The organism is Rhodococcus rhodochrous (assembly GCF_014854695.1).
Taxonomy (GTDB): domain Bacteria; phylum Actinomycetota; class Actinomycetes; order Mycobacteriales; family Mycobacteriaceae; genus Rhodococcus.
Window position 1 is genome coordinate 1844244 of the sequence record NZ_CP027557.1, and the last position, 18783, is coordinate 1863026.

The following is an 18783-nucleotide window of genomic DNA, read 5'->3' on the forward strand; positions in this document are numbered from 1 at the left end:
GGGCCGGCGTCCGGTGGGTGTGGCGGTTCTCGGGCACGGCACCGTCGGTGCCGAGGTCGCGCGGATCATCCGCGAGGACGCCGCCGATCTCGAGGCGCGCATCGGTGCCCCCCTCGAGCTGCGGGGGGTCGCCGTGCGCGACGCCTCCCGCGACCGGGGTCTTCCCGCGGAGCTGGTCACGACGAACGCCGAGGCGCTGATCCGCCGCGACGACGTCGACATCGTCGTCGAACTCATCGGTGGCATCGAACTGCCCCGCAAGCTCGTGCGCACGGCGCTCGACGCCGGCAAGTCCGTCGTCACCGCCAACAAGGCACTGCTCGCCGCCTACACCGGCGAACTGGCCGAGGTGGCCGAGGCCCGCAACGTCGACCTCTACTTCGAGGCGTCCGTGGCCGGTGCGATCCCGGTGATCCGTCCGCTGACCCAGTCGCTCGCGGGCGACAAGGTCAACCGGGTCGTCGGCATCGTCAACGGCACCACGAACTACATCCTCTCGGCCATGGACGAGACGGGCGCCGACTACGGCGAGACGCTCGCCGAGGCGGGCCGCCTCGGATACGCCGAGGCCGATCCCACCGCCGACGTCGAAGGCTTCGACGCGGCCTCGAAGGCGGCGATCCTCGCGTCGATCGCCTTCCACACCCGCGTGACGGCAGCCGACGTCTACCGCGAGGGCATCTCGTCGATCACCGCCGCCGACCTCACCTCGGCGCGCGCGCTCAACTGCACGATCAAGCTGCTCGCGTTGTGCGAGCGCGTCCCGTCCGCCGACGGCAAGGACCGCGTGTCCGCCCGGGTCTACCCGGCGCTCGTGCCCCGCGAGCATCCGCTGGCCTCGGTCAACGGCGCGTTCAACGCCGTCGTCGTCGAAGCGGAGTCCTCGGGCCGGCTCATGTTCTACGGCCAGGGTGCCGGTGGCGCCCCCACCGCCTCCGCCGTGATGGGCGACCTCGTGATGGCCGCCCGCAACCGGGTGCAGGGAGGTCGTGGTCCGCGTGAGTCGAAGTACGCGCAGTTGGAGATCGCGCCCATGAGCGACATCCTCACCCGCTACTACGTCAATCTGAAGGTCGCCGACCGCGCCGGCGTGCTCTCCGCGGTGGCCGCCGAGTTCGCCACGCGGGGCGTGAGCATCGCAGCGGTCCGTCAGGAAGGCGCCGGCGACGCTGCCCGTCTGGTGGTACTCACCCATCAGGCCACCGACCGTGCGCTGGCGGATACCGTCGCAGCGCTCGACAAACTCGAATCCGTGATCGCTGTGACCAGCGTCCTGAGACTGGAGGGATCCGCCGAATGAGCGCGGCCGAGAAGAACACCACCCCCGTGCACACGCCGTGGCCGGGCCTGATCGAGGCGTACCGTTCGCGCCTGCCGATCGGTGACGACTGGAAGACGGTCACGCTGCGCGAGGGTGGCACGCCGCTGCTCCCGGCTCCGCGTCTGTCGGAGATCACCGGCTGCGAGGTCCACGTCAAGGTCGAGGGTCTCAACCCCACCGGCTCGTTCAAGGACCGCGGTATGACCATGGCGGTCACCGAGGCCCTCGCGACCGGCAAGCAGGCCGTGCTGTGCGCCTCCACCGGCAACACCTCCGCGTCGGCCGCCGCCTACGCCGCCCGCGCCGGTATCGGCTGCGCGGTGCTCGTGCCGCAGGGCAAGATCGCGATGGGCAAGCTCGCCCAGGCCGTCATGCACGGCGCGAAGATCGTCCAGGTCGAGGGCAACTTCGACGACTGCCTCGAGCTCGCCCGCAAGACCACCGCGGAGTTCTCCACCATCGGTCTGGTCAACTCGGTGAACCCGGTGCGCATCGAGGGCCAGAAGACCGCGGCCTTCGAGATCGTCGACGCGCTCGGCGATGCTCCGGACGTGCACATCCTGCCCGTCGGCAACGCCGGCAACATCACGGCCTACTGGAAGGGCTACAGCGAGTACGCGGCCGACGGCCTCAGCACTCGCCGCCCGCGCATGCTCGGCGTCCAGGCGGCCGGTGCGGCACCGCTCGTCCTCGGCCATCCCGTGAAGGATCCCGAGACCATCGCGACCGCCATCCGCATCGGTGCCCCCGCATCGTGGAACGGCGCAGTGGCCGCCAAGGAGGAGTCGAACGGCGCGTTCCGCGCGGCGACCGACGAGGAGATCCTCGAGGCGTACCGGCTGCTCGCGAAGTCCGAGTCGATCTTCGTCGAGCCGGCTTCGGCCGCATCCATCGCCGGTCTGCTCGCCGCGAGCAAGGAAGGCTGGCTCGAGCGCGGCCTCAAGGTCGTGTGCACCGTGACCGGCAACGGTCTCAAGGACCCCGATACTGCCCTGCGCGACGTGCCCGTGGTCGAGCCCATCCCGGTCGACCCGGTCGCGGTCGCCTCCGCGCTCGAGTTGGCCTGAGTTGACCGCCACGCCTTCCTCCGTTGGGAATCAGGACATGACGCAGACGTTGCCCGTGGGGCTTTCGGTGACGGCACGGGTTCCCGCCTCGAGCGCGAATCTCGGCCCCGGCTTCGACTGCCTGGGTCTCGCCCTCGGTCTGTACGACGAGATCACCGTCACGACAACGGCTTCCGGGCTCGACGTGAAGGTGGAGGGGGAAGGCGCCCAGGAGGTTCCGTGGGGACCCTCGCACCTCGTGGTCCGTGCCGTCGAGCGCGGGCTCGAGGCCGCCGGTGTGTGGGCGGACGGACTGGACGTCGTGTGCCACAACGTCATCCCGCACTCGCGTGGCCTGGGATCCTCCGCCTCGGCGGCGGTGGGAGGGCTGGCGGCGGCCAACGGGCTCGTCCGCAAGATCGCTCCCGAGCGCGTCCTCGACGACGAGCAGCTCGTGCAGCTCGCCTCCGAGTTCGAGGGCCATCCCGACAACGCCTCCGCGAGCGTTCTCGGTGGGGCAGTGGTGTCGTGGACCGAGGCCGAAGTCGACTCCGAGCAACGGACCTACCGCGCGGTGAACCTGCGTGTGCACCCGGACATCAAGGCATACGCCTTCGTCCCGTCGGTCCGTTCGTCCACGGCCCACACCCGGGGCCTGCTGCCCGAACTCGTCCCGCACCGGGACGCGGCGTTCAACGTCAGCCGGGCGGCTCTCGCGGTGGTCGCGCTCACCGAGCGACCCGAGCTGCTGATGCCGGCGACGCAGGATCTGCTCCACCAGGCCCAGCGGGCTCCCGCACTGCCGCTCACCACCAAATGGGTGGCCGCACTGCGCGAGGCGGGCATCCCCGCCATTGTCTCGGGTGCCGGGCCGACGGTGCTCGCGCTCACGACCTCCGCGCTGCCCGACGAACTGCGGGCCGCCGCCGAGGCCGACGAACTGACGGTGCTCGACCTCGAGATCGCCGAGGGCGTCCAGGTCGACTGAGACCGACACGCGGTGCCGGGTGGGGGGTCGACGGGTGGTGCAACACACACGTCCCATCCGGCACGGCGATTCTTGCTCTACGTACAGATCGTCGCTATTCTGTGGGGTGTCCGCACGTCGTGCGTATCAGTCGCCGGATTCTCCAGGGCAATCACTCCAGCTCCATCGGGGCGTCGAGCCTGGATCGATCCTCACCTGCTCCCGGATCCGGGAGGGGGACAGACCGCACCTACCGGATTTCGGTGTGGTGGCGGACGTGCCGACCGTTCGTTTTCCCTGAACTCGTACGGCAAATCCCAGCTCAGTGGACGAACTGATCTGCGGGACGAACCCTCTGCTGCGCATGGAGCGAGCGAGGGAAGGAAGGATCTCCGTGACAGATACGGACCTGATCACTACACCTGCTCTCGACATTCCCGAGGCCGGTAGCCGGACGACCACGCGCGGTCGCCGCGGAGCAGGCCTTTCGGGCATGGTGCTTGCCGAGTTGCGGACTCTTGCCGCCGAGCTCGGGATCAAGGGCACCTCCGGGATGCGCAAGGGTGATCTCATCGCTGCGATCAAGGAGAAGCAGGGAGGCGGCGCCGCCGCACCTGCCGAGCAGCCTGCAGCCAAGACGGCTGCCTCCGAGAAGACGGAAGCAGCAGCGAAGACCGAGACGGCCGACAAGCCCGAGGGAGCGCCCTCGCGTGGCACCCGCGGTCGCCGTGGCCGTGCCGCCGCCGACGAGACCGCCGCGCCCGAGCAGAAGGCCGACGCCGAGCCGGCCCAGCAGAAGGCCGACGTGAAGTCCGGCGACGAGGGCTCGCAGGAGAAGCCGCAGGGCGGCCAGACCCCCAGCGGCGACAACGAATCCGACGGTAACCGCCGCGGCCGTGGCCGTCGCGGACGCCGCGGTGGCGACAACGCCGACCAGCACCAGCAGGCCGAGGGCGCCGACGCGTCCGAGGACGGTCGCCAGGATCGCGACTCGCAGCGCGAGAAGAGCCAGGATCGCGACTCGCAGCGCGAGCGTGGCCAGGACCGCAACTCCGGCGACGGCTCCTCGCGCCGCGACCGCAACCAGAGCGACCGTAACCAGGGTGATCGCAACCAGGACGCCGGCGATCGCGACGGCGGTAATCAGGGTCCGCGCCAGGGCCAGGACAACCGTGGGGGAGACGACGAGGAAGGCGGCCGCGGCCGCCGGGGTCGGCGCTTCCGTGAGCGTCGTCGTGGACGCGACCGCGGCGAGAGCGGTTCGGACTCGCGCGAGCCCGAGATCCGCGAGGACGACGTCCTGCAGCCGGTCGCCGGCATCCTCGACGTCCTCGACAACTACGCGTTCGTCCGCACCTCCGGCTACCTCGCCGGCCCGAACGACGTGTACGTCTCGATGAACATGGTGCGCAAGAACGGCCTGCGCCGCGGCGACGCCATCACCGGCGCCGTGCGGGTCCCCCGCGAGGGTGAGCAGGGCAACCAGCGTCAGAAGTTCAACCCGCTGGTCCGCCTCGACACCGTCAACGGCCGCGAGGTCGACTCGGCCAAGCGCCGCCCCGAGTTCAACAAGCTCACGCCGCTGTACCCCAACCAGCGACTGCGCCTCGAGACCCAGCCGAACATCCTCACCACACGCGTGATCGACCTGGTCATGCCGATCGGCAAGGGTCAGCGTGCACTCATCGTGTCGCCGCCGAAGGCCGGTAAGACCACCGTCCTCCAGGACATCGCCAACGCGATCGCCGTCAACAACCCCGAGTGCTACCTGATGGTCGTGCTCGTCGACGAGCGTCCCGAAGAGGTCACCGACATGCAGCGTTCGGTGAAGGGCGAGGTCATCGCCTCGACCTTCGACCGGCCGCCGTCGGATCACACCTCGGTCGCCGAGCTCGCCATCGAGCGTGCGAAGCGTCTCGTGGAGATGGGCCAGGACGTCGTGGTGCTCCTCGACTCCATCACCCGTCTCGGCCGCGCGTACAACAACTCGTCGCCGGCATCCGGACGCATCCTCTCCGGTGGTGTCGACTCGACCGCGCTGTACCCGCCGAAGCGTTTCCTCGGTGCTGCCCGCAACATCGAGAACGGCGGATCGCTCACGATCATCGCCACCGCGATGGTCGAGACCGGTTCCACCGGCGACACGGTGATCTTCGAGGAGTTCAAGGGCACGGGTAACGCCGAGCTCAAGCTCGACCGGAAGATCGCCGAGCGGCGCGTGTTCCCGGCGGTCGACGTCAACCCGTCCGGTACACGCAAGGACGAACTGCTCATGAGCCCCGACGAGTTCGCCGTGGTGCACAAGCTCCGCCGCGTGCTCTCGGGCCTCGATTCGCACCAGGCGATCGACCTGCTCATCGACCGGCTCAAGAAGTCCAAGACGAACATCGAGTTCCTCATGAATGTGGCGAAGACCGCACCGGGGGCACTCGACGACTGACGTCGGCGCCCCGGGGAATTTCTTCCCGGGGCCCTACGTTTGGCATAATCGACAGGCTCAGTCCGGCTCCGGTTCACGTCTTCGATCCGCGAAGGCGACCCGGCGGCCATGAAAGGGACACCATGAAGGCAGGAATCCACCCCAACTACGTGACGACGACCGTCGTCTGCGGTTGCGGTAACACGTTCGAGACGCGCAGCACCAAGGAGTCGGGACGTATCAACGTCGAAGTCTGCTCCAACTGCCACCCGTTCTACACCGGCAAGCAGAAGATCCTCGACACCGGTGGACGCGTCGCGCGCTTCGAGGCTCGCTACGGCAAGCGTGCGCCGAAGAAGGCCGCTTCCGACAGCTAGCTGTCACGCCGACGCCCGGTACTGCCCTCGTGCAGGCCGGGCGTCGGCTTTTTCATTGCAAGACCGAAACCAGAGCGGAGCACACTCATGGCGGGGCAGACCAAGCCGTCGGCCATCGACGACATCCTGGCCGAACACGCGGGTCTGGAGCAGCAGTTGTCCGACCCGTCGCTGCACGACGATCCTGCGGCAGCGCGTCGGGTGGGCAAGCGGTTCGCAGAGCTCGCCCCCGTGATGTCGACCTACAACGCTCTGAAGCAGGCACGCGAGGATCTCGAGGCGGCGCGCGAACTCGCCGCCGACGACTCGTCGTTCGCGTCCGAGGTCGACGACCTCGAAGGGCAGGTCGCCGAGCTCGACCGCTCGCTCACCGACCTGCTCGCTCCGCGCGACCCGCACGACGGCGACGACGTGGTCCTCGAGGTGAAGTCCGGTGAGGGCGGGGAGGAATCCGCCCTGTTCGCCGGCGATCTCACCCGGATGTACACGCGCTACGCCGAACGTGCCGGTTGGCGCGTCGAGGTTCTCGGTGCCACCTACTCCGATCTCGGCGGTTACAAGGACGTCACGCTGTCGATCAAGTCGCGGACCGACGTGCGCGACGGCGTGTGGTCCCGTCTGAAGTTCGAGGGCGGCGTGCACCGCGTTCAGCGTGTGCCCGTCACCGAGTCGCAGGGACGCGTGCACACCTCCGCGGCCGGCGTCTTCGTCTACCCGGAGCCCGACGAGGTCGAGCAGGTGCAGATCGACGAGAGCGACCTGCGCATCGACGTCTACCGGTCGTCCGGCAAGGGCGGTCAGGGCGTCAACACCACCGACTCGGCCGTGCGCATCACGCACCTTCCCACCGGCATCGTGGTGACCTGCCAGAACGAACGTTCCCAGCTGCAGAACAAGGCCCGCGCGATGCAGGTCCTCGCGGCGCGCCTGCAGGCGGCGGCCGAAGAGGCGGCCGAGGCCGAGGCATCGGCGGGTCGCGCCAGCCAGGTCCGTACCGTCGACCGGTCGGAGCGCATCCGCACCTACAACTTCCCCGAGAACCGGATCACCGATCACCGCATCGGCTTCAAGTCCCACAATCTCGACGCGGTGCTCGACGGCGAACTCGACGCGCTGCTCGACGCCCTGGGCGCTGCAGACAGAGAAGCCCGGCTCGCGGCGGAGTAACCGCGAACCGGGCCCTGACAGGGGAGCGGGGCTCTACTCCACTGTCACTCCACCGTCGGGTCGGTGTCCTCGTCCTCGTCGGGTGCCGGCGCCGGCGGAACGTTCGTGAGATCGACGCCCGGCAGCAGGAAGCAACCCTGGCCGTCGGCGTTCTGATGGGCGCCCCAGACTGCGCTGACCACGAGTCCGTCACCGGTCTGGAGGGCGATCGCGGGCTCGTCGCCCTCGGCCGCTTGCGGAAGAACGCCGCCACCGAGCTGCAGCGTCCTCAGGTTCACCCAGTTGATCTGGCCTCCGCCGCTGCCTTCCTGCTCGATCTCGTACTCGATCCCCGCAGGCGCCGCGTCCTCCTCGGCGAGGGCGGTCTCCGTGTCGACCACGCCGATACCCGCCGGGCATCCGATCGGGATCGGCTGGAAGTCGATGGGCTCGGCACTCGCAAGAGCAGGGGCCGCGAATGCGGTCGCACCCGCAGCGGCAAGAACGGTGATTCCACGCACAGTCCGCGTCTTCATGGAGCAATCCCTTTCTGTCGATGAAACCGACCGGAAGGTATCGGTCCTCGTTCGGGTGCCCACCCCGCCGTGCCGTCAATCACGTTGTCGGAAACATCCTCGATGTCCGGTTCGGGTGTTCTGCGTGCAATGCGAGGGCTACCTCGGCGTAGTGCAGGTACGAGGTCGTGGCACGCTGTAAGGCGTGAGCCGTCAACCTCTGCGCCTGGCCATCATCGAAGCGGCATCGGTCCTCGAGGAAGCCGGAGTCCCGAGTCCTCGGGTCGACGCCGAACTTCTCGCAGCGCACCTGCTCGGCATCGAGCGCGGGCGACTCGGTCTGGTCCCGCTCGTCGATGCCACGACCATCGACGCCTACCGCTCGATGGTCGAACAGCGGGCGAAGCGGATTCCTCTGCAGTACATCACCGGCACCTCGCCGATGGGGGAGATCGACCTGGCAGTGGGGCCGGGGGTGTTCGTCCCGCGGCCCGAGACGGAACTGCTGCTCGGGTGGGCGCTGGCCTTCCTCGAACGCCACGGCAGCCGCAACCCGGTCGTCCTCGACCTGTGCACCGGATCCGGCGCGCTGGCCCTGGCGATTGCGCATGCGCGTCCCGACGCCGAGGTCCACGCCGTCGAACTCGAGGCGAAGGCCCTCGCCTGGGCGCGTCGGAACGCCGAGACGCGCGCGGAGGAAGGGGACACCCCGATCCGGCTGTACCAGGGCGATGTCACCGACCGCATGCTGCTCACCAACCTCGAAGGCAGCGTCGATCTGGTGGTCGCCAACCCGCCCTACATCCCGGAAGGGGCCGACCTCGAACCCGAGGTGATCGAACACGATCCGCACTCGGCGCTCTTCGGGGGAGCGGACGGACTGTCCGTCATCCGGCCGATGGTCTCCAACATTGCGCGGTGGTTGCGGATCGGGGGAGCGGCAGCGGTCGAGCACGACGACACGCACAGCCTGCTGGTCGCCGAACTGTTCGAGCAGCGTCGGGTGTTCGGCGACGTCGTGCGGCACCCCGACCTCGCCGGGAAGGCCCGCTTCGTGACCGCGCACCGTGTTCCCACGGCGGTGGAAGCCGACCGCATGAAGTCGGTACGGTCTGCGGCGGACGGCTGACGGGCAGGACCCGTCCGGTGCCGAGTGCGGCCGAAGTGGAAGGATGAGCGCGTGAGCACCGTGTACGACTGCAACAACGAAGCTTCGCGCGCCGCCGGACTCAACGCGGCGCGTGGCGCACTCAAGGCCGGACGACTCGTCGTCGTACCCACCGACACGGTGTACGGCATCGCTGCCGACGCCTTCGACTCCGACGCGGTGACGGCGCTCCTGCGCGCGAAGGGCCGCGGCCGCGACATGCCGGTGCCGGTCCTCGTCGGCTCCTGGACGACCATCGACGGTCTCGTCGCCTCTGTGCGTCCCGAGGCACGGGAGTTGATCCGCGCGTTCTGGCCGGGCGGGCTCAGCCTCGTGGTGCACCAGGCGCCGTCCCTGGCCTGGGACCTCGGCGACACCCGCGGCACCGTCATGCTCCGCATGCCGCTGCACCCCGTCATCCTGGAACTGCTGCGCGAGGTCGGTCCGCTCGCGGTCTCCAGCGCCAATGTCTCCGGCCGGCCCCCTGCCACGAACGTCACCGAGGCGCGCGAGCAACTCGGAGCATCGGCGAGTGTCTATCTCGACGGTGGCCCGGCGGAGCACGGAGTCGCATCGACGATCGTCGACCTCACGGGCGACCGCCCGCGCATCCTGCGCGAAGGCGCGGTGACGGCCGAAGCACTCGCGGAGGTGCTCGGCGACGATCCCGAGCGCCTTCGGTCCGGCGGGGAGTAGCGGCGGAGGAACGGAGCACGTGACTGCAGCCGACACCACCGCCGTACTGCTCGCCCAGGCCGGGCGTGGCGCCGGCGTTCCCATCCGGGAGCTTCTCCTCGTCCTGCTCACCGCCGCGGTGGTGACCTTCCTCGCGACCGGTGTGGTGCGGATCCTCGCGCTGAAGTTCGGAGCGGTCGCCGTTCCTCGCGACCGCGACGTGCACGTGACCCCGACCCCCCGGATGGGTGGGGTCGGCATGTACATCGGCCTCGTCGCGGGAATTGTCTTCGCTCAGCAATTGCCTGCTCTGACAAGGGGTTTCGAATACACCCCGGATATGGGGGCGGCGCTCGTCGCGGCCTCGATCATCGTCGTCGTCGGCATCGTCGACGACCGGTGGGGACTCGATGCGCTCACCAAGTTCGTCGGCCAGGTCACCGCGGCCGGCGTGCTCGTGGTCATGGGCGTGAGCTGGATCGTCATCTACGACCCGTTCAGTGCCTCGACACTCGTGCTCGACCAGCTCCAGGGCGGTCTCATCACCGTCGCCGTCGCCGCGGTGACGATCAACGCGATGAACTTCGTCGACGGGCTCGACGGACTGGCGGCCGGACTGGGGCTCATCGCCGCACTCGCGATCTGCGCGTTCTCCGTGGGTCTGCTGCTCGATCAGGGCGGCGACGTCTCCGCCTACCCCCCGGCCCTCATGGCCGCGGCCCTCGCCGGCGCCTGCCTCGGCTTCCTGCCGCACAACTTCCAGCCCGCCAGGATCTTCATGGGCGACTCCGGGTCGATGCTCATCGGTCTCATGCTCGCCGCGATCTCCACGAGCGCCTCGGGCCTCATCCCGCTCAGCGCCTACGGTTCGCGCGACCTGCTCGGTCTGCTCTCACCGCTGATCCTGGTCGGTGCCGTGATGTTCATCCCGATCCTCGACCTGCTCCTCGCGATCGTGCGGCGCACCCGGGCCGGCGTCAGCCCGTTCAGCCCCGACAAGATGCACCTCCACCACCGCCTGCTGCAGATCGGGCACTCGCACCGTCGCGTGGTGCTGCTGCTCTACCTGTGGGTCGGCATCCTGGCCTTCGGAGCCGTCGGTTCCTCGCTGCTCGACCGGCGGGCGGTGGTATTGATCCTCGCGGGTGGTCTCGTGTTCGCCCTCGTGGTGACCGCCGTGCCGTCGCTGCGGCGGCACGACGAGTCGGGGGAGACGCCGCCGGAGCACTCCCGAGAGGTCGGTTAGGCTCGGATATCGTGACGAACCCGGATCATCTCGAACCCGACCACGGTCTGCCCTCGCTGCCCGACCCGATCGCGCCGATGCGTGCGGCCGTGCGGTACGGCGCCCTCGGTCTTCTCGCGCTCGCCGTCGTGGCCTCGGTGATCTCGGTGCTCGTCGCCGGGATGCCCGGCCTGTGGGGTGCACTCATCGGAGCGGCCGTCGGCGGAGGGTTCATCCTCTTCACTGCACTCGGCGTTCTCCTGACGTCGAAGATGCCGGCGATGACCGCCGGAGCCGTACTTCTCGGCACCTGGCTGCTGAAGCTGATCCTCGCCATCGTCGTGATGGGTTCGCTCGACTCGCTCGACTTCTACAACCGCAACGCGCTCGTCCTCACCATCGTGTTCGCCCTGGTCATCGTTCTGGGAGCCGAGACCTACGGGGTGCTCTCGCAGCGCGCCCTGTACGTCGATCCCCAGACGTCCTCCGGATCCGACAACGACGATCGGTAGTAGTACCGCTTGTCCATAACCCCCCACGTAGGAACCCACCTACGCACTGTCGTAGAGCAGTTGGTAGGGTGAGTTCTACGAAAGTGACGCTGCCCGCATCGGGTTCGAAGAGGGTGCGCAGTTGTGACTTCGTAGGCGGTCGTGTTCAAATGGCCGCCGAGTCGACGAGAGTCGCCGACACCGGCAGGAAGCGGGACCGTTCACGCGGTTCGGACCACTGGCGAATACGCGAGCCGACCTGGTCGACTTCTGGATCGTCAATGTCCGATCGAACCGCAGACGGCATGCCTGCGGCCGACTACGGGAGAGAGCGCTGAGCGTCACCACCTTGGCAGCCGGAGAATTCCACGCGCCGTCACTAGCTGATTTTTTCCCACCGGCAGTCCTGTTCGAAGGCACCCCCTTCGAGATGGACCGGCTGATGCTCATCCGCGTCGCCGTCGCCCTGATCGTCGCGCTGTTCTTCTTCTTCGCGCTGCGGAGTCCGAAGATCGTGCCGCGGGGCGTGCAGAACGTCGCCGAGATCATGCTCGACTTCGTCCGGATCCATATCGCCGAGGACATCCTCGGTAAGGAACAGGGACGCCGGTTCCTCCCGGTGATCGTCACCATCTTCTTCCTGGTGGTCGGTCTGAACCTGACATCGGTCATCCCGTTCCTCAACATCTCGTCCAACGCACGAATCGGTATGCCGATCGTGCTCGCGGCACTCGCCTACATCGTCTTCAACTATGTGGGCATCAAGAAGTACGGATTCTTCCGCTACGTCAAGAGCAGCATCGTCATCCCGAACCTGCCGCCCGCTCTCCACGTGCTGGTGATCCCGATCGAGTTCGTCTCGACGTTCATTCTGCGGCCGTTCACGCTGACCATTCGTCTCATGGCCAACATGCTGGCCGGTCACATCATGCTCGTGCTGTTCTTCAGTGCCACGCAGTTCTTCTTCTTCGATTCCGACGGCTTCATGAAGGTGTTCGGCATCGGTTCTCTCATCGGCGGAATCGCGTTCACCTTCTTCGAGCTCCTGGTGATCGTCCTGCAGGCCTACATCTTCGCGCTGCTCACCGCGGTGTACATCGACCTGGCCCTGCACGCCGAAGAGCACTAGCTCGACGAACGGCACGACCCACATCTACACAAAGACTGACTCGGTTGCCGACTCCCGGGGCCGAGCCACAAGAAAGGGAATGGAACACCAATGAGCGTTGCGCTTCAGGCAGCAGACGTCCTCGCCCAGGAGACCACGATCTCGGGTGCAGGCGCCATCGGCTACGGCCTCGCCGCCATCGGCCCCGGCATCGGCATCGGCATCGTCGTCGGCAAGGCGATCGAGGGCATGGCTCGTCAGCCCGAGATGGCCGGCCAGCTGCGCACCACGATGTTCCTCGGTATCGCATTCACCGAGGCCCTCGCGCTGATCGGCATCGTCGCCGGCTTCATCTTCTGATCCGACGATCACAATGGCTGACAGCATCCTGATCCTCGCGGCAGAGGAAGGGGAGACTCCCAATCCTCTTCTCCCCGCGACATACGACATCGTCTGGTCGCTGGTCGCCCTGATCCTCGTCGGATTCGTCTTCTGGAAGTTCGTGCTTCCGATGTTCCAGAAGGTGCTCGACGAGCGTTCGGAGCTGATCGAAGGCGGCATCAAGAAGGCAGAGGAAGCTCAGGCGGAGGCTGCGGCCGCGCTCGAGCAGTACCGTAGCCAGCTCGCCGAGGCCCGCACCGAGGCGGCGCAGATCCGTGAAGAGGCCCGTGCACAGGGCCAGCAGATCATCGCCGACATGAAGGCGCAGGCCCAGGAGGAGAGCGACCGTATCGTCGCCGCCGGTCACAACCAGCTGCAGGCCCAGCGCCAGCAGATCGTGGCCGAGCTGCGTAGCGATCTCGGACGCAGCTCCGTGGATCTCGCCGAGAAGATCCTCGGCGAAGCGCTCGCGGACGACGTGAAGCGTGCCGGCTCGATCGATCGGTTCCTCGACGAACTCGACTCCCTCAGCGCTGACTCTGCATCCGGAAAGTGAGCACCATGTACGCAGCAAGCCGTGAGGCACTCGCTCATACGCGTTCCGCGTTGCAGTCCGCCCTGGGCTCGGGTGCCGCGACTGCCGCTGCGGCTCAGGCCGGTTCCGAACTCTTCTCGGTGGTCGAGGCGCTCGACAGCCAGCGGGCCCTCCGGACCGCGCTGGCCGACGCCTCGGCCCCGGCTGCCGTTCGCGAGCGGCTGGCCGAGCAGGTCTTCGGCGGCAAGGTTTCGGCCCAGACCCTCGCGACCGTCAAGGCCGCAGCGGGGCAGGACTGGTCGGCACAGTCCGACCTGACCGGCTCGCTCGTCCAGCTCGGCCGTGAGGCACTGCTGAAGGCGGCGGCGGACCAGGACCAGCTCGACACTGTCGAGGACGAACTGTTCCGCCTCGGTCGCATCGTGGCCGGCGACCCCGAACTCGAGCAGACGCTCTCGGATCGCAGCACCCCGGCTTCGGCCAAGCGTGATCTGCTGACGCGCCTGCTGTACGGCAAGGTCACCGCGGTCACCGAGGCGCTGGCGGTCCACGCGGTCGGTCGGCTGAGCACGTCGCCGGCCGAGACGTTCGACGAGTTGTCGGCGCTCGCCGCGGCCCAGCGGGACCGTGCCGTCGCGCACGTCCGCAGCGCGGCACCGCTCGATGCGAAGCAGGAGGAGCGGCTCACCGCGACCCTGACCCGCATCTACGGGAAGCCTGTGACGGTGCACGTCGAGGTCGATCCCGAGCTTCTCAGTGGATTGGTCGTCCGGGTGGGCGACGAGGTCATCGACGGTAGTGCCGCGGGTCGACTCGCTGCAGTGCGCAAGAGCCTCACGTAGTCCACTACCGAACACACACATAGATCTTTTCGAAGACCAGATACCGAGAGCAGGAAGAACATGGCGGAGCTGACGATCTCCTCCGACGAGATCCGTAGCGCGATTGACAATTACACCGCGAGCTACTCCCCGGAGGCCTCCCGCGAGGAGGTCGGCGTGGTCGTCGACACCAGTGACGGCATCGCGCACATCAGCGGTCTGCCGTCGGCGATGGCGAACGAGCTGCTGGAGTTCCCCGGTGGCGTCCTCGGTGTGGCCCTCAACCTCGAGGCCACCGAGATCGGTGCCGTTATCCTGGGCGACTTCCAGACCATCGAGGAAGGCCAGGAAGTCAAGCGGACCGGCGACGTTCTGTCGGTGCCGGTGAGCGACAACTTCCTCGGCCGCGTCGTGAACCCGCTCGGTCAGCCGATCGACGGCCTCGGCGACATCGAAGCCGATGAGACCCGCGCCCTCGAGTTGCAGGCCGCGACCGTGCTGGAGCGCCAGCCGGTCGAGGAGCCGCTGCAGACGGGCATCAAGGCCATCGACGCGATGACCCCGATCGGCCGCGGCCAGCGTCAGCTCGTGATCGGCGACCGCAAGACGGGTAAGACCGCGGTCTGCATCGACGCGATCCTGAACCAGAAGGCGAACTGGGAGACCGGCGACCCGAAGCAGCAGGTCCGCTGCATCTACGTCGCGATCGGCCAGAAGGGCTCGACCATCGCGGGTGTCAAGCAGGCACTCGAGGAGAACGGCGCGATGGAGTACACCACCATCGTCGCGGCTCCGGCCTCCGACTCCGCCGGCTTCAAGTGGCTCGCCCCCTACACCGGTTCGGCCCTCGGCCAGCACTGGATGTACCAGGGCAAGCACGTCCTGATCGTGTTCGACGACCTGACCAAGCAGGCCGAGGCCTACCGCGCCATCTCGCTGCTGCTGCGTCGTCCGCCGGGCCGCGAGGCATACCCCGGCGACGTCTTCTACCTGCACTCGCGTCTGCTGGAGCGCTCCGCCAAGCTCTCCGACGAGCTCGGTGGCGGCTCGCTGACGGCCCTGCCGATCATCGAGACCAAGGCGAACGACGTGTCGGCCTACATCCCGACCAACGTCATCTCCATCACCGACGGCCAGGTCTTCCTCGAGTCCGACCTGTTCAACAAGGGTGTCCGCCCCGCCATCAACGTCGGTATCTCGGTTTCCCGAGTCGGTGGCGCCGCCCAGACCAAGGGCATGAAGAAGGTCTCCGGTTCGCTGCGTCTCGAGCTTGCGCAGTTCCGTGAGCTCGAAGGCTTCGCCGCCTTCGCCTCCGACCTCGACGCCGCATCGAAGGCTCAGCTCGAGCGCGGTCAGCGTCTCGTCGAGCTCCTCAAGCAGGACCAGTACGCGCCCATCGCGGTCGAGGACCAGATCGTGTCGATCTACCTCGCCGGCGAAGGTGTCTTCGACTCGGTTCCGGTCGAGGACGTGCGTCGCTTCGAGGCCGAGCTCCTCGAGGATCTGCACCGCAACGCCGCAGGCGTCTACGAGCAGATCGCCGGTGGCAAGGCCCTGTCCGACGAGTCGATCGAGGCTCTCACCGCCGCGACCGCCAAGTTCAAGGAGGGCTTCATCGCCTCCGACGGCAGCCGTGTCGTGAACGAGGCAGAGGCCGAGGCCCTCGGTGCCGACGAGGTCCAGCAGGAGCAGGTCTCCGTCAAGCGCACCACCGTTCGCAAGTGAGCGGGGAGTCCATGACCCAGCGTCCAGTGAAGGGAGTGTGATCGACGAATGGCGAACTTGCGCGAACTGCGCTCGCGGATCAAGTCGGTCAACTCGACCAAGAAGATCACCAAGGCGCAGGAACTGATCGCGACGTCGCGTATCACGAAGGCCCAGGCCCGAGTGGCAGCGTCGAAGCCGTACGCCGAGGAGATCACCAAGGTGCTCTCCGAGCTGGCGAGTGCGTCGGCCTCGTTGGATCACCCCCTGCTCAACGAGCGCGAGAACCCCAAGCGTGCCGCAGTGCTGGTCGTGACCAGCGACCGCGGTATGGCCGGCGGTTACAACTCCAACGTCCTCAAGGAAGCCGAGGAGCTGCGTCAGCTGCTCCTCAGCGAGGGCAAGGAGCCTGTGCTGTACGTGATGGGCGGCAAGGGCCTCGGCTACTACACGTTCCGTGAGCGTGAAGTGGCCGCTGCCTGGACGGGCTTCTCGCAGGACCCCCGTTACACGGACGCCGCGAAGGCGAGCCGTCACCTGGTCGAGCTGTTCATGGCGGGTTCGGGCACCGAGGTGCCCGCCCCGAACGGCGAGGGCACCATCGAGGGCGTCGACGAACTGCACATCGTCTACACCCGCTTCGTGTCGATGCTGACCCAGACCCCCCAGGTTCGCAGGATGGCTCCGCTCGAGGTGAGCATCACCGAGGACGAGATCGACCTCGGCGAGGACATGCTCACCGACGGACGCCGCGCTACGGACACCGAGGGACCGCAGGCCGTGTACAACTTCGAGCCGGAGGCCGGAGTTCTGCTCGAGGCTCTCCTGCCGAAGTACATCAGCACGCGCATCTACGCGTCGCTGCTGGACGCGGCGGCCTCCGAGTCGGCAGCCCGTCGTACCGCCATGAAGGCCGCGACGGACAACGCGACGGAACTGGTGAACACCCTCAGCCGTCAGGCGAACCAGGCCCGCCAGGCCCAGATCACCCAGGAAATCAGCGAGATCGTCGGCGGTGCCGGTGCGCTCGCCTCGAGTGCAGGAAGTGACTGAACCACAATGACCGCAGCAGTAACCGACAACAACGCCGGTGCGGCGTCGGCCCTTGCCGGGCGCGTCGTCCGCGTCATCGGCGCCGTCGTCGACGTGGAATTCCCGCGTGGCGCCGTGCCCGAGCTGTTCAACGCCCTGCACGCAGAGGTCACTCTGCCGTCCGTGGCGAAGACCCTGACCCTCGAGGTCGCGCAGCACCTGGGTGACAACCTGGTCCGCACGATCTCGATGCAGCCCACCGACGGCCTGGTGCGTGGCGCCCCCGTCAGCGACACCGGCAAGCCGATCTCGGTTCCCGTCGGCGACGTCGTCAAGGGCCACGTGTTCAACGCGCTGGGCGACTGCCTCGACGCGCCGGGCACCGGCCGCGACGGCGAGCAGTGGGGCATCCACCGCAAGCCCCCGGCCTTCGACCAGCTCGAGGGCAAAACCGAGATCCTCGAGACCGGCATCAAGGTCATCGACCTGCTGACCCCGTACGTGAAGGGCGGCAAGATCGGTCTGTTCGGTGGTGCCGGTGTCGGCAAGACCGTTCTGATCCAGGAGATGATCACCCGTATCGCGCGTGAGTTCTCCGGTACGTCGGTGTTCGCCGGCGTCGGTGAGCGCACCCGTGAGGGCACCGACCTCCACCTCGAGATGGAAGAGATGGGCGTCCTCCAGGACACCGCCCTCGTCTTCGGCCAGATGGACGAGCCGCCGGGCACGCGTATGCGCGTCGCTCTGTCGGCCCTGACGATGGCGGAGTACTTCCGCGACGTCCAGGGACAGGACGTGCTCCTGTTCATCGACAACATCTTCCGCTTCACGCAGGCCGGCTCGGAGGTTTCGACCCTCCTCGGCCGTATGCCGTCGGCCGTGGGTTACCAGCCCACGCTGGCAGACGAGATGGGTGAGCTCCAGGAGCGCATCACCTCGACGCGTGGCCGTTCGATCACCTCGCTGCAGGCGATCTACGTGCCCGCCGACGACTACACCGACCCCGCGCCGGCCACGACGTTCGCTCACCTCGATGCGACCACCGAGCTCTCGCGTCCGATCTCGCAGATGGGTATCTACCCCGCTGTGGACCCGCTGACGTCGACCTCGCGAATCCTCGAGCCGGGCATCGTCGGTGCCGACCACTTCCGGGTGGCCAACGAGGTCAAGCGCATCCTGCAGAAGTACAAGGAACTGCAGGACATCATCGCCATCCTCGGTATGGACGAGCTCTCCGAAGAGGACAAGGTCACGGTCGCCCGTGCCCGTCGTCTCCAGAAGTTCCTCGGCCAGAACTTCATCGTCGCCGAGAAGTTCACGGGTCAGCCGGGTTCGGTCGTGCCGCTCGCCGACACCATCGAGGCCTTCGACCGCGTGTGCAAGGGCGAGTTCGACCACCTGCCCGAGCAGGCGTTCAACAGCTGCGGTGGACTCGACGACGTCGAGGCTGCAGCCAAGAAGATCGCCGGAAAGTAGGCCACCGTGGCTGAGATGAGCGTGGACATCGTTGCCGTCGAGGAGCGTGTGTGGTCCGGATCGGCGACTCTCGTCACCGCCCAGACCACCGAGGGCGAGATCGGCATCATGCCCGGTCACGAGCCCGTGCTCGGCCAGCTCGTCGAGGGTGGCGTCGTGTCCGTCAGGACCGCGGACGGTGAGCGGATCGTCATGGCCGTCCATGGCGGATTCCTCTCGGTGACCGCGACGACGGTGACGGTGCTCGCCGAAGCCGCCGACCGCGTGGAGGACATCGACGTCGAGGCAGCCAAGTCGACTCTGAACGATGCAGATCGTGACGAGTCGGAGATCGCAGCGGCCCGCGGCCGCCTGCGGGCTGTCGAACGAGCTTGATCGTCGAAACAACGAGAAGCCG

General features: G+C 67.7%; 19 protein-coding genes. 18 read left to right on the forward strand and 1 reads right to left on the reverse strand.

The window, feature by feature from the left end; all coding sequences use genetic code 11:
• The first annotated feature begins 13 nt into the window (after window positions 1–13).
• From C6Y44_RS08555 to prfA, 6 genes are all read left to right on the forward strand, one after another.
• Window positions 14–1300, forward strand: coding sequence for a homoserine dehydrogenase (locus C6Y44_RS08555; RefSeq protein ID WP_120282107.1), 1287 nt, complete (start codon window positions 14–16; stop codon window positions 1298–1300).
• Complete coding sequence (thrC, locus tag C6Y44_RS08560) at window positions 1297–2388, forward strand: threonine synthase (RefSeq protein ID WP_016693795.1); 1092 nt, start codon at window positions 1297–1299, stop codon at window positions 2386–2388. The genes C6Y44_RS08555 and thrC overlap by 4 nt, the downstream gene beginning before the upstream one ends.
• Window positions 2389–2425: 37 nt before the next feature.
• The gene (gene thrB, locus C6Y44_RS08565; protein WP_064851647.1) at window positions 2426–3355 is read left to right on the forward strand and encodes a homoserine kinase; all 930 of its coding nucleotides are present in this window, start codon (window positions 2426–2428) and stop codon (window positions 3353–3355) included.
• 373 nt (window positions 3356–3728) lie between these two features.
• Window positions 3729–5774 carry a transcription termination factor Rho gene (gene rho, locus C6Y44_RS08570; RefSeq protein ID WP_159418703.1) on the forward strand — a complete coding sequence of 682 codons (2046 nt, stop codon included), beginning with the start codon at window positions 3729–3731 and terminating at the stop codon, window positions 5772–5774.
• Window positions 5775–5896: 122 nt separating this feature from the next.
• Window positions 5897–6130: a 50S ribosomal protein L31 gene (gene rpmE / locus C6Y44_RS08575; protein ID WP_006552583.1), complete on the forward strand. Its 234-nt coding sequence runs from the start codon at window positions 5897–5899 to the stop codon at window positions 6128–6130.
• 87 nt (window positions 6131–6217) lie between these two features.
• Complete coding sequence (prfA, locus tag C6Y44_RS08580) at window positions 6218–7297, forward strand: peptide chain release factor 1 (protein WP_120282109.1); 1080 nt, start codon at window positions 6218–6220, stop codon at window positions 7295–7297.
• A gap of 44 nt (window positions 7298–7341) precedes the next feature.
• Here the strand turns inward: prfA and C6Y44_RS08585 are convergent, their stop codons facing one another.
• The gene (locus C6Y44_RS08585; RefSeq protein ID WP_159418702.1) at window positions 7342–7812 is read right to left on the reverse strand and encodes a hypothetical protein; all 471 of its coding nucleotides are present in this window, start codon (window positions 7810–7812) and stop codon (window positions 7342–7344) included.
• A gap of 184 nt (window positions 7813–7996) precedes the next feature.
• Here C6Y44_RS08585 and prmC point away from each other — a divergent pair, with 184 nt between their 5' ends.
• From prmC to C6Y44_RS08645, 12 genes are all read left to right on the forward strand, one after another.
• Entirely contained in the window at window positions 7997–8920 is a 924-nt protein-coding gene (gene prmC, locus C6Y44_RS08590) for a peptide chain release factor N(5)-glutamine methyltransferase (RefSeq protein ID WP_120282111.1), read from the forward strand.
• A 51-nt stretch (window positions 8921–8971) separates the two neighbouring features.
• Window positions 8972–9634 (forward strand): L-threonylcarbamoyladenylate synthase, encoded by a 663-nt coding sequence (locus C6Y44_RS08595; protein WP_024103704.1) that lies wholly within the window; start codon window positions 8972–8974, stop codon window positions 9632–9634.
• A gap of 19 nt (window positions 9635–9653) precedes the next feature.
• Window positions 9654–10859: an MraY family glycosyltransferase gene (locus C6Y44_RS08600; RefSeq protein ID WP_120282112.1), complete on the forward strand. Its 1206-nt coding sequence runs from the start codon at window positions 9654–9656 to the stop codon at window positions 10857–10859.
• Window positions 10860–10870: 11 nt separating this feature from the next.
• Entirely contained in the window at window positions 10871–11350 is a 480-nt protein-coding gene (locus tag C6Y44_RS08605; protein ID WP_159418701.1) for a hypothetical protein, read from the forward strand.
• A 409-nt stretch (window positions 11351–11759) separates the two neighbouring features.
• Window positions 11760–12458: a F0F1 ATP synthase subunit A gene (atpB, locus tag C6Y44_RS08610; RefSeq protein WP_006552590.1), complete on the forward strand. Its 699-nt coding sequence runs from the start codon at window positions 11760–11762 to the stop codon at window positions 12456–12458.
• A 90-nt stretch (window positions 12459–12548) separates the two neighbouring features.
• Window positions 12549–12797, forward strand: coding sequence for an ATP synthase F0 subunit C (locus C6Y44_RS08615; RefSeq protein WP_006552591.1), 249 nt, complete (start codon window positions 12549–12551; stop codon window positions 12795–12797).
• Window positions 12798–12810: 13 nt separating this feature from the next.
• Window positions 12811–13374, forward strand: a complete 564-nt coding sequence (locus tag C6Y44_RS08620) for a F0F1 ATP synthase subunit B (RefSeq protein ID WP_006552592.1) — start codon at window positions 12811–12813, stop codon at window positions 13372–13374.
• A gap of 5 nt (window positions 13375–13379) precedes the next feature.
• Complete coding sequence (locus tag C6Y44_RS08625) at window positions 13380–14195, forward strand: F0F1 ATP synthase subunit delta (RefSeq protein ID WP_059383730.1); 816 nt, start codon at window positions 13380–13382, stop codon at window positions 14193–14195.
• A gap of 60 nt (window positions 14196–14255) precedes the next feature.
• Window positions 14256–15899 (forward strand): F0F1 ATP synthase subunit alpha, encoded by a 1644-nt coding sequence (gene atpA / locus C6Y44_RS08630; protein ID WP_120282113.1) that lies wholly within the window; start codon window positions 14256–14258, stop codon window positions 15897–15899.
• 48 nt (window positions 15900–15947) lie between these two features.
• On the forward strand, window positions 15948–16931 hold the full coding sequence (locus C6Y44_RS08635; RefSeq protein ID WP_059383709.1) for a F0F1 ATP synthase subunit gamma: 984 nt from the start codon (window positions 15948–15950) through the stop codon (window positions 16929–16931).
• A gap of 6 nt (window positions 16932–16937) precedes the next feature.
• The gene (atpD, locus tag C6Y44_RS08640) at window positions 16938–18386 is read left to right on the forward strand and encodes a F0F1 ATP synthase subunit beta (RefSeq protein ID WP_016692470.1); all 1449 of its coding nucleotides are present in this window, start codon (window positions 16938–16940) and stop codon (window positions 18384–18386) included.
• A gap of 6 nt (window positions 18387–18392) precedes the next feature.
• A complete protein-coding gene (locus C6Y44_RS08645) occupies window positions 18393–18761 on the forward strand; it encodes a F0F1 ATP synthase subunit epsilon (RefSeq protein WP_006552597.1) in 369 nt (122 codons plus the stop codon).
• Window positions 18762–18783 lie beyond the last annotated feature (22 nt).